Raw genomic sequence first — 13,162 nt, 5'->3', positions numbered from 1 at the left:
GCGGCCACCACTCACGAAGGGTAGGAACGATGCGCACACGACACGCAGGTGCTGCCGTGCTGGCCGCTCTCACCGCGCTCACGCTCGCGGCGTGCGGCGGCGGCGAGGTCGGCGGCGAGGACACCGCGACCGACGGAGCCACCGACTCGGGCGACACCGGCGGCGGCGCCGAGGGCTCGATCAAGATCGGCATCAAGTTCGACCAGCCGGGTCTCGGGTACCAGGACGGCTCCACCTACACGGGCTTCGACGTCGACGTCGCCACGTACGTGGCGGGCGAGCTCGGGTACGGCGAGGACCAGATCGAGTGGGTCGAGGCACCGTCCGCCCAGCGCGAGACGATGCTCCAGACCGGTCAGGTCGACATGATCTTCGCGACCTACTCCATCACCGACACGCGCAAGGAGACGGTCGCGTTCGCCGGACCGTACTTCGTCGCCGGGCAGGACCTGCTCGTCGCCGAGGACAACACGGACATCACGGGGCCGGAGTCGCTCGAGGGCAAGAACCTGTGCTCCGTCACGGGCTCGACGTCCGCGCAGCGCATCAAGGACGAGTACGCCGCGGGCGTGCAGCTCCTCGAGCGCCCCGGGTACGCCGAGTGCGTCACCGCGCTCACCGCCGGCCAGGTCGACGCCGTCACGACCGACGACATCATCCTCGCCGGCCTCGCGGCCCAGCCGGCCAACAAGGGCAAGGTCAAGGTCGTCGGGGCGCCGTTCTCGACCGAGCGCTACGGCGTCGGCCTCCCGCAGGACAACGACGTCTGCGAGGACGTCAACGCCGCGATCGAGAAGATGATCGAGGACGGCTCCTGGGAGGAGTTCGTCACCAAGAACACCGAGGGCACCGGGTACACGCCCAACGCCAGCGAGAACCCGCCGACGGTCGACCCCTGCGCCTGACCGTCCACGGTCGGGGGAGCCGCGCACCGGTGCGCTGCTCCCCCGGCCGCCGGGCCGTCGACCCGGCCCGGCACGTACCCTCCCGGAGGACCACCAACCGTGGGTGACTACCTGTCGCAGACCTGGGCGCTCGCCCGGGAGTACGACGTGCTCGGCGCGTTCTGGGTCAACATCCAGCTGACGTTCTGGGCCGCGATCCTCTCGCTCGTGCTCGGCACGGCGCTCGCGCTCATGCGGATCTCCCCCGTCCCGAGCCTGCGCTGGGCGGGGACCGCGTACGTCAACGTGTTCCGCAACACGCCGCTGACGATCATCATGACGTTCATGGTGCTGGGCCTGTGGGGACAGCTCAACGTCACGCTCGCCCCCGACTTCGCGGCGAACTTCTTCCGGCTCGCCGTCGTGGGCCTCTCGATCTACCACGCCGCGTTCGTGTGCGAGTCGATCCGGGCCGGCGTGAACACGGTGCCGCTCGGCCAGGCCGAGGCGGCGCGGGCGATCGGCCTGTCGTTCCTGCCCGCCGCGCGCCTCATCATCCTCCCGCAGGCGTTCCGCGGCGCCGTCGCGCCCCTCGGCAACACGCTCATCGCGCTGCTGAAGAACTCCACCGTCGCGGCGGCGGCGAGCGTGACGACCGAGACCTCGAGCCTCATGAAGACCATGATCGAGTTCAACTCGAACTACATCTACGGGATCTTCCTGACGTTCGCGATCGGCTACGTCATCCTCGTCATCCCCATCGGCCTGCTCACCACGTCCCTCTCGAACCGACTGGCGGTCCGCCGATGAGCACCCAGCAGTCCGTCCTCTTCGACGCTCCCGGCCCCCGCGCGCGCCGCGCGATCCTGCTGGGCAACATCGTGGGCGCGATCGTGGTCCTCGGTATCGCCGCGCTCGTGCTCGTCGCGCTGGGCAACAAGGGCCAGCTCGCCCCCGAGCTGTGGTCGTCGCTGTTCACCGCTGACGCGTGGCAGTACTACTTCATCCCCGGCCTGCAGAACACGCTGCGCGCCGCCGCGTTCGGCATCGTCGGCGCGCTCGCGTTCGGGCTCCTGTTCGGCACCGGCCGGCTGTCGCACCTGCGCGCGGTGCGGACCGTGTGCGGGATCGTCGTCGAGTTCTTCCGGGCCGTGCCCGTGCTGCTCATGATGATCTTCTTCTGGCTGCTCCTGGGCTTCAACAACGTCGACGACGCCCCGTTCCTCGCCGTGGTCTTCGCGCTCGTGCTCTACAACGGCTCGGTCATCGCCGAGCTCGTCCGCTCGGGCGTCGGGAACCTCCCGAAGGGCCAGGGTGAGGCCGGGCTCGCGATCGGGCTCACCCAGGGCCAGACGCTGCGCTCGGTCCAGCTCCCCCAGGCGCTCATCGCGATGCTCCCCGCGCTCGTCTCGCAGCTCGTCGTCGTCCTCAAGGACTCCGCGCTCGGGCAGATCATCACGTACAACGAGCTCCTGCGGGCCGCGCAGCTCTACGGCGTGGGCAACGGCAACATCCTGCAGTCGCTCGTGCTCGCCGCCGTGATCTTCATCGTCATCAACTGGCTGCTGACCCTCGTGGCCCGCTGGCTCTCCCGCTTCCTCAGCGGTCGCACCGCGGGCGCGACCGCCGCCGGCCCGGGGATCGGCAACCCCACGGTCGTCGCGGGCGGTCCGACCGAGGACGCGCCCGCGGTCTCCGTCACCCGCTGACGCCCTCAGTCGAGCACGGAGCCTGCCGCCTCGGCATCGAGCTCTCGCTGGACGATCTCGAACGCCAGCGACGGGCTGTAGCCCTTGCGGGCGAGCGCGCCGACGGTCCTGCGTACCCGTACGTCGCGGTCGAGGCCACGCGTGCGGGCGAGGCGCGTGCGGGCGAGATCCAGGGCCGCGTCGGCCTCGGAGTCGTCGTCGACCTGCTCGAGCGCCGCGGCGCCGACCTCGCCGTCGATGCCGCGTCGCCGCAGCTCGGTGGAGATCGCGCGGCGTGACAGCCCGCGCTCGGCGTGCCGGGTGCGGACGATCATCTCGGCGTACTGCGCGTCGTCGACGAGGCCGACCTCCTCGAACCGGTCGAGGATCGGCAGCACGACGTGCTCGGGGTAACCCTTGCGCGCGAGCGACTGCGCGAGCTCCGCGCGACTCTTCGGCGCGGCCGTGAGGATGCGCAGCACCGTCTCCCGCGCGCGCTCGGCAAGGTCGGCGTCGCTGATCTCGCCGCGCTCCACGAGCTCGTGCAGGGTCGGGCGCGGGCGCCGCCCGGCCTTGCGGCCGGCACGGCGCCCGTCGTCCTCGTCGGGCGGGTCGACGGCCTCGACGCCCTCGTCCCCGTCCCGCTCCTCGATCAGAACGGTGACTTCTTCCCCTTGGCGGCCGCGGCCGGGGCCTTCGTCGCGGCGGGAGCGGCCGGAGCGGCGTCGGCCGGGACCGTCACGCCCACGGCCGGGTCGGCCGGTGCGTCGACCTTGGCCCCGACGCCGAGCTTCTCCTTGATCTTCTTCTCGAGCTCGTTCGCGAGGTCGGGGTTGTCGCGCAGGAACGAGCGCGCGTTCTCCTTGCCCTGCCCGAGCTGGTCGCCGCCGTAGGTGAACCACGACCCGGACTTGCGCACGAACCCGTGCTCCACGCCCATGTCGATGAGGCCACCCTCGCGGGAGATGCCGACCCCGTAGAGGATGTCGAACTCGGCCTGCTTGAACGGCGGCGCCATCTTGTTCTTGACGACCTTGACGCGGGTCCGGTTGCCGACGGCGTCGGTGCCCTCCTTGAGGGTCTCGATGCGGCGGATGTCCAGGCGGACGGACGCGTAGAACTTCAGCGCCTTGCCGCCGGTCGTCGTCTCGGGCGAGCCGAAGAACACGCCGATCTTCTCGCGGAGCTGGTTGATGAAGATCGCGGTGGTCCCGGACGCGCTGAGCGCACCGGTGATCTTGCGCAGCGCCTGCGACATGAGGCGGGCCTGGAGACCGACGTGGCTGTCGCCCATCTCGCCCTCGATCTCCGCCTTGGGCACGAGGGCCGCGACGGAGTCGATGACGATGATGTCGAGCGCGCCCGAGCGGATGAGCATGTCCGTGATCTCGAGCGCCTGCTCGCCGGTGTCCGGCTGGGAGACCAGGAGCGCGTCCGTGTCCACGCCGAGCTTCTTGGCGTACTCGGGGTCGAGCGCGTGCTCGGCGTCGATGAACGCCGCGATGCCTCCGGCGCGCTGGGCGCTCGCCACGGCGTGCAGCGCGACGGTGGTCTTGCCGGAGGACTCCGGGCCGTACACCTCGATGACGCGCCCGCGCGGCAGGCCGCCGATGCCGAGCGCGATGTCGAGCGCGATGGAGCCCGTGGGGATGACCTCGACGGGGGCGCGGCCCTCCTCGCCGAGGCGCATCACGGAGCCCTTGCCGAAGCTCCGGTCGATCTGGGCGAGGGCTGCCTCGAGCGCCTTCTCGCGGTCTGCGGGTGCGGGCATGTCAGTCCACCTTCGGTTCGACGTTCATCTGTTCGTTGTGGCCCGACGCTACGGGCAGCCACCGACACGCGGCTCCGGCGACCCTCGAGCCTGTGGATCGTCGTGCCGGACCGGCGTCCTGGACCCGCCGGAGCGCGCCCTGTGCACAACTCTAGCCGAACACGTGTTCGATCCCGGGACGCGCACCTCGGCGTGTCACGACCGCACCGCTCACGCGTCGTCCGACGACGACCACGACCGCCCCGGGCGCAGGACCACGACGCGCGTCCCGGGGGCCTCGCGCTGCGCCGCCGCCTCGAACGCCGCCCCCGCGTGGTCCATCCAGCCGCGCGGGAGGTGCCGCCCGCCCGGCGCGTGGAGCGTGCCCCAGTGCACCGGGATCGCGACGCCCACGCCCACCTCGGCGCACACCCGTGCCGCCTGCACCGGGCCGAGGTGCCCGCCCGAGAGCCGCGGCCCCCACCCGCCGACCGGCACGAGCGCGACGTCCACCGGACCGCCCGCGAGCGCCGGCAGGTGGACCATGTCCGGATAGTGCTCGGTGTCCCCGACCACCCACACCCGCACTCCGCCCGGACCGTCCGACCGCACGAGGTGCCCGTTCGCCGCGTTGGGCCGGTGCGGCATCGGCCGGTGCCCGTGCACCGCCGTCACGAGGCGCACCTCGACCCCCGCCGCGGCCGGGCCGACCGCGTGCCACGCGTCGTCGAGACCGACCCCGCGCAGGCCCCGGGCGCGCAGCCACCGCGCGTTCGCCGGAGCCGTGAGCACGGGCACGTCGCCGAGGAGGCGCAGCGAGCGCAGCTCGGCGTGGTCGTGGTGCAGGTGGGACAGCAGGACGGCGTCGCTGTCCTGCCACACCGCGGCGGGCCGCTCCCCGCGCCGCCGCAGCATCCCGGCGTGCCGGTGCAGGAGCGGGTCGGTGACGAGGCGCACGCCCGGCACGCCGGAGCGACCGGACGGCACGTCGAGGACGACGCTCGAGTGGCCGAGCCACGTCACACGGACACTCACGGCTCCCCCTCCCGCCGCCGAGCCCCCTCCGCCGCGGGCGCAGCGGGTCGCAGGCCGAGGTCGCCGAGCCAGGCGACGAGGCGCCGGTGGACCGCCTCGGCCCCGACGAGCATCCGCGCGCCGTCCACGTCCTCGAGCTCGTCGTCGGGCAGCACCAGGTGCGCAGGATGCAGCAGGACCGCCTCGTTCTGGGCCCCGCCGAGGCCGCCGTGCGACCCGACCAGCCCCTCGAACGCGTGCACCATCCCGACCTCGTCCACGCGCGAGACGAGCACGAGGTCCCCCGCGTCCTCGAGGCCCGCCACGCGCAGCAGGTCCGCCGCCGCGCGGGACCCGTAGCCCGCGAGCGGGTCCTCCCCCACGACCTCCCCGGTGCGCAGGTCGCGCGAGCCGCCGCGCCCGTGCGCCCGGGGCTCCCCACCGGCCCCGCGCTCGACGACGACACCGACCGCGGGGTTGGCGACGAGCCCCGGGAGCAGCCCCGGCCACCGGTCGCGGACCTCGTCCCCCGTGAGCCGCCGCGGCTCGCGCGGGAACCACACCATGCCCAGGTTGCCGGACCCGACGACGGCGACCTCCGGGAGCTCGGGCGGCGCGGCGGTCTCGGGTCCGCCACGTCGCTCCGAGCGGTCCGGGCCGACCAGCATGCGGCCCGCGCCCTCCGGGGCGGCGTCCGGCGCCGTCGGCCGCAGGGCGTTGAGGGCGGTGTTGGTCGGGCCCCAGGCCTCGCTGTCCGGGGCGGTGGCCCGACGGCGCCCCTCGCCGCGTGCGGCGCCCTCGCCCGGGCGCGGCCCGTCGTGCGGGCCGGGCCGGAGCTCCATCAGCCGGCGGACCTCGTCGAGGAAGGACCGACCCTCGACCTGCTCGAACGTGGACCCGAGGGACTGCCCGTGGTCCGAGAGCACGACGACGTCGTAGCGGCGCGGGGCCACCGCGGCGACCTGCTCCCAGAGGCCGACGACGCGGTCGAGCCCTTCGAGCGCGCGCAGCGACTCGGGGCGCAGCGGCCCGGCGTGGTGGGCGATCTCGTCGTAGTCGACGAGGTCGACGCACACGACCGGCGCCCCGCGCACGAGCTGTTCCGCGACGAGCGTCGTGTTGAGGTCGCGCAGCACGACGTTCGTCACCGCGCGCAGCACCGGGTACCAGCCGAGGCGCGAGACGCGGGGCTCGACGCCGCGCACGGCCTGCTGCCACCCCTGGTACAGCTCCTTGACGAGCTCGCCGAGCGCCACGACGACGGCCCGGACGAGCACGAACGGGCTCGCGAAGAAGTGCACGAACATCTGCCCCGGCCCGAGGCCCTCGCGCGCACGGCTCATGACGAGCAGGCTCGTCGCCGCGTCTCCGGAGAACATCGTGGAGACGGCGACGCCCCCGCCCGCGAGGAGCCCGGAGCCGTCGCTCGTGCGCGCCTCGACCGCCGCCGCGTCGGCGGGGCGGTTCGTCACGACGAGCCGCCCGAGGGCGCGCGACCACCAGCGGAACGCGGGCACGTGCTCGGTCGAGCCGTGCAGGAGGCCGATCGTCGAGGCCGGTGTCGTCGCGGGCACGCGCGCCCACCAGGTCGTCAGGCGGTGGCTCCCGTCCCCGAGCCAGCGCGCGAGCGTCGGGGTCAGCCCCGCCTGGAGCGCGTAGTCGAGCGTGGGGCGCGCGACGCCGTCGAGCAGGACGACGAGCAGGCCCGCCGGGGGCGTGGTCGCACCCGCCGTCCGCGCGTCGCTCCGCGGCAAGCCGGCCTGCCGGCGCGCCCGCCGGAGCAGGTCGCCCAGGACGTACTCGTTGTCGCTCGCACCGACCACCCAGCGTCCGAGCGCCATGAGGACGGCCGCGAGCACGAGGACCGCGAGCACGTCCACCCACGAGCCGCTCCGGAACCCCGGCAGGTACGTGAGGGCGGCCCACGCGACCGCGAGCTGCGCCACCACGCCGGACACGAGCGCACCGACCACGCCGAACCGGTGCGCGAGCCGTCGGAGCACGGGGCGCAGGAGCACGTCGCCCAGGCCGACCGCGAGCGCCGCGAGGACGAGCGACCACGGGTTGGTGACCTCGACCCCGGGCACGAACCAGATCGCGAGCCCGAGGCCGACCGTCGTCGAGACGAGCGACCAGGCCGCTCCGCGCACGTCGGCCGCGGTCACGCGGACCGCGGCACGGCCTCGGGCGGGAGCGCTCATGCGGCCATCATCGCGGCGCGCGGCCCGTCGCGCCCCTCGGCCGTCGCCGGCCGGCGGGCGCGGACCGGGTCAGCGGCGCGGCGGGGCCTGGCGGTGGTCATCGTGGCCCCAGCGCCGCGCGTCGGGCACGTCGAGGGCGTCGCACAGGGCGTGCCAGACGACGCGCGGCTCGACACCGTCCTCGAGGGCCTGGGCGGCGGTCCGGTCGTCGAGCGCGGACAGCACCTGCTCGCGGACGTAGGCGCGCCCCAGGGACGCGCCGAACACCTCGTCGACCAGCTCGGAGAACTCGCGGTAGCGCACGGCACCAGCCTCCCACGGACGGACGGCCGTCCCGTCCCCTCCACCTGGCGGGCGCTGCGGCCGTGCGCGAGCGATGCGTCCCGGGACGCATCGCTCGCCCGCCGACGCAGCGCTCGGACGGCTTCCGTCGCACGGGCGGCGCGTCTGCCTCGCGTCGCGCGGCGCGTGTGGGTGGGCACGACCACAATGGGCGGGTGACCGTGGACCCGCTCGCGCGCTTCGCCGCGCCCACGCGCGCCTGGTTCTCGGGCGCGTTCGACGCCCCGACCGCCGCGCAGGCGGGGGCGTGGGACGCGGTGTCGAGCGACCGGCACGCGCTCGTCGTCGCCCCGACCGGGTCGGGCAAGACGCTCGCGGCGTTCCTGTGGTCGCTGGACCGGATCATGGCCGCGCCGGCGTCCGGCGAGGAGGTCGCGCGTGGGCAGCGCTGCCGCGTCGTGTACGTCTCGCCGCTCAAGGCGCTCGCGGCGGACGTCGAGCGCAACCTCCGGTCGCCGCTCGCGGGCATCCGCCAGGCGGCGGTGCGCCTGGGGCTCGAGGTGCCGGACGTCGTCGTCGGCACCCGTACGGGCGACACCCCCACGAGCGAGCGCCGCCGCCTCGCGACGCACCCGCCGGACATCCTCATCACGACGCCCGAGTCGCTCTTCCTCGTGCTCACGTCGCAGGCGCGCGCCGGGCTCGCGGGCGTCGAGACCGTGATCGTCGACGAGATCCACGCGGTGGCCGGGACCAAGCGCGGCGCGCACCTCGCGGTGTCCCTCGAGCGGCTCGACGCCTTCCTCGAGGCGCAGGACCGCCCGCCGGCGCAGCGCGTCGGGCTGTCGGCGACGGTCCGGCCCGTCGAGGCCGTCGCGACGTTCCTCGGCGGCCACCGCCCGGAGGCGGAGGCCGGTCGCGAGGTGGTCGTCGTGCAGCCGCCCGCGAGCAAGCGCATCGAGGTCGACGTCGTGGTGCCCGTCCCCGACCTCGCGGACCTCGGCTCTGCGGCCCTCGTGCCCGACACCTCGCGACGGACGGCGGCGCGCCCGGGTGGTGGTGGCACGGCACCGGGGACGGGGCTCGACGACCTCCCGCCCCTGCCCCCGGGCGAGCCCGACCTGTCTGGACCGGCGACCTCGCGACCCACCGGGGCGCCGGACGTGCGCCCTCCGCGGCCGTCGGTGTGGCCGCACGTCGAGGAGCGCGTCGTCGACCTGGTCGCCGACCACCGCTCCACGCTCGTCTTCACCAACTCGCGACGCGGCGCCGAACGGCTCACGGCGCGCATGAACGAGGTGTGGGCGGAGCGCCAGGGCGAGGACGTGCTCGACCCGGGCACGATCACCGCGGCCCAGGTGCAGGCGCAGTCGGGCGCGAGCTCCGGCGCCGAGCCCGTCATCGCGCGTGCCCACCACGGGTCGATGAGCCGCGCGGAGCGCACGCGCACGGAGACCGAGCTCAAGGACGGCCGCCTGCCCGCGGTCGTCGCGACGTCGAGCCTCGAGCTCGGCATCGACATGGGCGCGGTCGACCTCGTCGTGCAGGTCGGCGCCCCGCCGTCGGTCGCGTCCGGGCTCCAGCGCATCGGGCGCGCGGGGCACCAGGTGGGCGCCGTCTCGCACGGCGTCGTGTTCCCCACGCACCGGGGCGACCTCGTGCCGTCGGCCGTCGTGGCCGAGCGCATGCGCACCGGGGGCATCGAGGAGCTGCACGTGCTCGCGAACCCGCTCGACGTGCTCGCGCAGCAGGTCGTGGCCATGGTCGCGGTCGACGAGTGGACCGTCGCCGAGCTCGCCACCGTCGTGCGGCGCAGCGCGCCCTACGCCCACCTGGGCGACGCGCCGCTGCACGCGGTGCTCGACATGCTGGCCGGACGCTACCCGAGCGAGGACTTCGGCGAGCTGCGCGCACGCATCGTGTGGGACCGCGCGTCGGGCCGGATCACGGGGCGCCCGGGCGCGCTGCGCCTGGCAGCGACGAGCGGCGGGACGATCCCCGACCGCGGGATGTACGGCGTCTTCCTCGCGACGGACTCCGGAACCGGGACCGTCGCCGGAGACCCGGACACCGCGGGCGGCCGGGCGCCACGCGGCGGGAAGCGCGTCGGCGAGCTCGACGAGGAGATGGTGTACGAGTCGCGGGTCGGCGACACCTTCACGCTCGGGTCGAGCACGTGGCGCATCGAGGACATCACGCCCGACCGCGTGCTGGTGACCCCGGCGCCGGGCATCCCCGGGCGCCTGCCGTTCTGGAAGGGCGACTCCCCCGGCCGGCCCGCCGAGCTCGGGCGCGCGCTCGGCGCCTGGGTGCGCGAGACCGACACCCTCGCCGCGGACGACCACGACGCCGCGGCCGACCGGCTGAGCTCCGCCGGGCTCGACGCGTGGGCGAGCGACAACCTGCTCGCCTACCTCCGCGAGCAGCGCGACGCGACCGGGCGCGTGCCCGACGACCGGACGGTCGTCGTCGAGCGCTTCCGCGACGAGCTCGGCGACTGGCGCGTCGTCGTGCACTCGCCCTACGGGGCGAAGGTCCACGCGCCGTGGGCGCTCGTGCTCGCCGCGCGGCTGCGGGAGCGGTACGGCGTCGACGCCGCGGCGATGCACGCGGACGACGGCATCGTCCTGCGCCTGCCGGACACCGGGGACTCGTGGCTGGAAGGATCGAGCGACGGGACGGGCGGGCTCGGCGGCGACGCGCCCGTCGTCCCGGTGGAGGACCTGCTGCTCGACCCCGACGAGGTCCTCGACGCGGTGCGCGACGAGCTCGGCGGGTCGGTCATGTTCGCGTCCCGGTTCCGCGAGGCGGCCGCGCGCGCGCTCCTGCTCCCCCGGCGCCGCCCGGACCGCCGCCAGCCGCTGTGGCAGCAGCGCCAGCGCTCGGCCCAGCTCCTCTCGGTCGCGTCGCAGTACCCCGAGTTCCCGATCGTGCTCGAGGCCGCCCGCGAGTGCTTGCAGGACGACTTCGACGTCGCCGCGCTCACCGACCTCATGCGCGACCTCGCCGCCGGGCGCGTGCGCCTCGTCGAGGTGACGACCCCGACGCCGTCGCCCTTCGCGCAGTCCCTGCTGTTCGGGTACACGGCGCAGTTCCTCTACGACGGCGACGCCCCGCTCGCGGAGCGGCGTGCTGCCGCGCTCTCGCTCGACCCGACCCTGCTCGCGGAGCTGCTCGGCGGGGACGGCGTCGCGGCCCAGCTCGCGGACCTGCTCGACCCGGCGCAGATCGAGCGCACCGAGGCCGAGCTCGGCGCGCTCGCGCCGGAGCGCCAGGCCCGCCACGCGGAGGACGTGTGGGACGTGCTGCGGCGGGTCGGGCCGCTCACGGACGCCGAGGTCGCGGCCCGCACGCGCGAGGACGTGCGCGCCGACGCCGGGGCGTGGGTGCGCGAGCTCGAGGCGGCCCGGCGCGTGATCCGCGTCCGGCTGGCGGGCGTCGCTCCCGAGCGGGCGGTGCAGTGGGCGGTCGTGGAGGACGCCGGCCGCCTGCGCGACGCGCTGGGCGTCGCGCTGCCGGTCGGCATCCCCGAGGTGTTCACCGAGCCCGTCCCCGACCCGCTCGGCGACCTCGTGCGCCGCCACGCGCGCACGCACGGTCCGTTCACCGCGGGCGACCTCGCGACGCGCCTCGGCCTCGGTGTCGCGGTGGTGGTGCAGACGCTCGAGCGGCTCGAGGCGGCACGGATCGTCGTCCGCGGGCGCCTGCGGCCCGAGTCGATCGGCGGCACGGGCGACGACTGGTGCGACGCCGAGGTGCTGCGCGTGCTGCGCCGGCGGTCGCTGGCGGCGCTGCGCGCCGAGGTCGAGCCGGTGCCGGCCGAGACGCTCGGCGTCTTCCTGCCGCGGTGGCAGGGACTGGGAGCGCTGCGCGGGTCCGACGGCCTGCTGCGCGTCGTCGAGCAGCTCTCGGGGGCGGCCGTGCCCGCCTCCGCGCTCGAGACGCTGGTCCTGCCGTCTCGGGTCACGGACTACACGCCGACGATGCTCGACGAGCTCACGACGACCGGGGAGGTCGTGTGGTGCGGCCACGCCCCCCTGCCCGGCTCGGGCGGCGGCGACGGGCTCGTGAGCCTCCACCTGGCCGAGTGGGCGCCGCTCACGCTCCCGGACCCCGGTCCGGCGCCCGGATCGGGACTGCACGCGACCCTCCTCGACCTGCTCGACGGCTCGGGCGGCTACTTCCTCCCGCGGCTCGCCGAGCGCGCCGGGGCGGACGTCGGCCCGACGCTCGAGGCGCTGTGGGACCTCGTGTGGTCCGGCCACGTGACGAACGACGGGCTGGGCTCGCTCCGTGCCCGGCTGGGGGCCGGGGGCGGTGCGCACCGCGCCCCCCGGGCTCCCGCACGCGCCCGTCCGGTGGGGCGCGGCCGGTTCGCGGGGCTGCGCCCGCCGACGTCCCCGGACACGACGCTGCGCGGGGGTGCCGGCCGCTGGTCGGCGCTGCCCCCGCGCGAGCCGGACCCCACCCGGCGCGCGCACGCGCTCGCGCGCGTCCTGCTCGACCGGCACGGGGTGCTCACGCGCGCCGTCGCCCCCGCCGAGGGCGTGGCGGGATCGTTCCGCGCGGTCTACCGCGTGCTGAGCGAGCTCGAGGCGACGGGGGCCGCGCGGCGCGGGTACTTCGTCGAGCACCTCGGCGGCTCCCAGTTCGCGCTCCCGGGCGCGGTGGACCAGCTCCGGACCGACGCGCAGGACCGCGAGCGGGCGATCGAGTCCGCCGCGGCCCGCGGGTCGGGCACCGGGTCGGACGCCCTGCCTCCGCTGCGGCCCGACGACCGCACGTCGCGCGGGGGCCCCCGGCCGGGCGCGGTGCTCCTCGCCGCGACCGACCCCGCGAACCCGTACGGCGCCGCGCTGCCGTGGCCCGCACGACCGTCCGCCGTCGACCCGGGGCCGGGCACCGCGGCGAGCCCCGTGGCGCCCGCGACCGCCGGACCGCCGTCCGGCAGCGCAGCGTCGCCGGCCCGTGCGGCGACCGGCACCGACGCGTCGCGCGGGCACCGCCCCGGGCGCAAGGCCGGGGCCGTCGTCGTGCTGAGCGACGGCGACCTCGCCCTGTACGTCGAACGCGGGGGCCGGTCGGTCCTCTCGTTCGTCGACGGCCCGCGGCTCGCCGAGGCGAGCGCCGAGCTCGTCCGGGCGGTCCGCGCCGGGAGGCTCGGCAAGGTCGTCGTGCAGCGGGTCGACGGCGTCGAGGCGCTCGCGGGCGCCGGGACCACCGCGACCCCGGCGGACGACGCCGTCCAGGCCCTCCTCGACGCCGGGTTCCGACCGACGCCCCGCGGCCTGCGGGCGGCCTGACGTGGCGCCCGCGCGGCCACGTCCCGGTGGGAGCGGCGGA

9 protein-coding genes are annotated in these 13,162 nt (G+C 75.6%); 4 read left to right on the top strand and 5 right to left on the bottom strand.

The window, feature by feature from the left end; genetic code table 11:
* Positions 1-29: 29 nt before the first annotated feature.
* From JOE63_RS10345 to JOE63_RS10335, 3 genes are all read left to right on the top strand, one after another.
* Entirely contained in the window at positions 30-905 is an 876-nt protein-coding gene (locus JOE63_RS10345; protein WP_053371634.1) for a glutamate ABC transporter substrate-binding protein, read from the top strand.
* Between the two features lie 99 nt (positions 906-1,004).
* Positions 1,005-1,694 (top strand): amino acid ABC transporter permease, encoded by a 690-nt coding sequence (locus tag JOE63_RS10340; protein WP_087471783.1) that lies wholly within the window; start codon positions 1,005-1,007, stop codon positions 1,692-1,694.
* Positions 1,691-2,593 carry an amino acid ABC transporter permease gene (locus tag JOE63_RS10335; RefSeq protein ID WP_087471782.1) on the top strand — a complete coding sequence of 301 codons (903 nt, stop codon included), beginning with the start codon at positions 1,691-1,693 and terminating at the stop codon, positions 2,591-2,593. The genes JOE63_RS10340 and JOE63_RS10335 overlap by 4 nt, the downstream gene beginning before the upstream one ends.
* A gap of 5 nt (positions 2,594-2,598) precedes the next feature.
* Here the strand turns inward: JOE63_RS10335 and JOE63_RS10330 are convergent, their stop codons facing one another.
* The 5 genes from JOE63_RS10330 to JOE63_RS10310 all read right to left on the bottom strand — a co-directional run bounded on the left by JOE63_RS10330 (position 2,599) and on the right by JOE63_RS10310 (position 7,840).
* Positions 2,599-3,108 (bottom strand): regulatory protein RecX, encoded by a 510-nt coding sequence (locus JOE63_RS10330; protein ID WP_307840026.1) that lies wholly within the window; start codon positions 3,106-3,108, stop codon positions 2,599-2,601.
* Between the two features lie 116 nt (positions 3,109-3,224).
* Positions 3,225-4,343, bottom strand: coding sequence for a recombinase RecA (gene recA / locus JOE63_RS10325; protein WP_087471781.1), 1,119 nt, complete (start codon positions 4,341-4,343; stop codon positions 3,225-3,227).
* A gap of 210 nt (positions 4,344-4,553) precedes the next feature.
* A complete protein-coding gene (locus JOE63_RS10320) occupies positions 4,554-5,357 on the bottom strand; it encodes an MBL fold metallo-hydrolase (protein WP_204541144.1) in 804 nt (267 codons plus the stop codon).
* Positions 5,354-7,537, bottom strand: a complete 2,184-nt coding sequence (locus JOE63_RS10315; RefSeq protein WP_204541141.1) for a phage holin family protein — start codon at positions 7,535-7,537, stop codon at positions 5,354-5,356. Before JOE63_RS10315 ends, JOE63_RS10320 begins: the two co-directional genes overlap by 4 nt.
* Before the next feature lie 69 nt (positions 7,538-7,606).
* Complete coding sequence (locus JOE63_RS10310; RefSeq protein ID WP_087471778.1) at positions 7,607-7,840, bottom strand: DUF3046 domain-containing protein; 234 nt, start codon at positions 7,838-7,840, stop codon at positions 7,607-7,609.
* Positions 7,841-8,034: 194 nt separating this feature from the next.
* On the opposite strand from JOE63_RS10310, the gene JOE63_RS10305 reads away from it, so the two are divergent.
* Positions 8,035-13,122 (top strand): Lhr family helicase, encoded by a 5,088-nt coding sequence (locus JOE63_RS10305; protein ID WP_204541137.1) that lies wholly within the window; start codon positions 8,035-8,037, stop codon positions 13,120-13,122.
* The last annotated feature ends 40 nt before the right edge of the window (positions 13,123-13,162 follow it).

Origin of the sequence: Cellulosimicrobium cellulans, assembly GCF_016907755.1 — a bacterium.
GTDB lineage: Bacteria > Actinomycetota > Actinomycetes > Actinomycetales > Cellulomonadaceae > Cellulosimicrobium > Cellulosimicrobium cellulans_D.
This window is presented reverse-complemented; position numbering and strand designations above follow the sequence as displayed.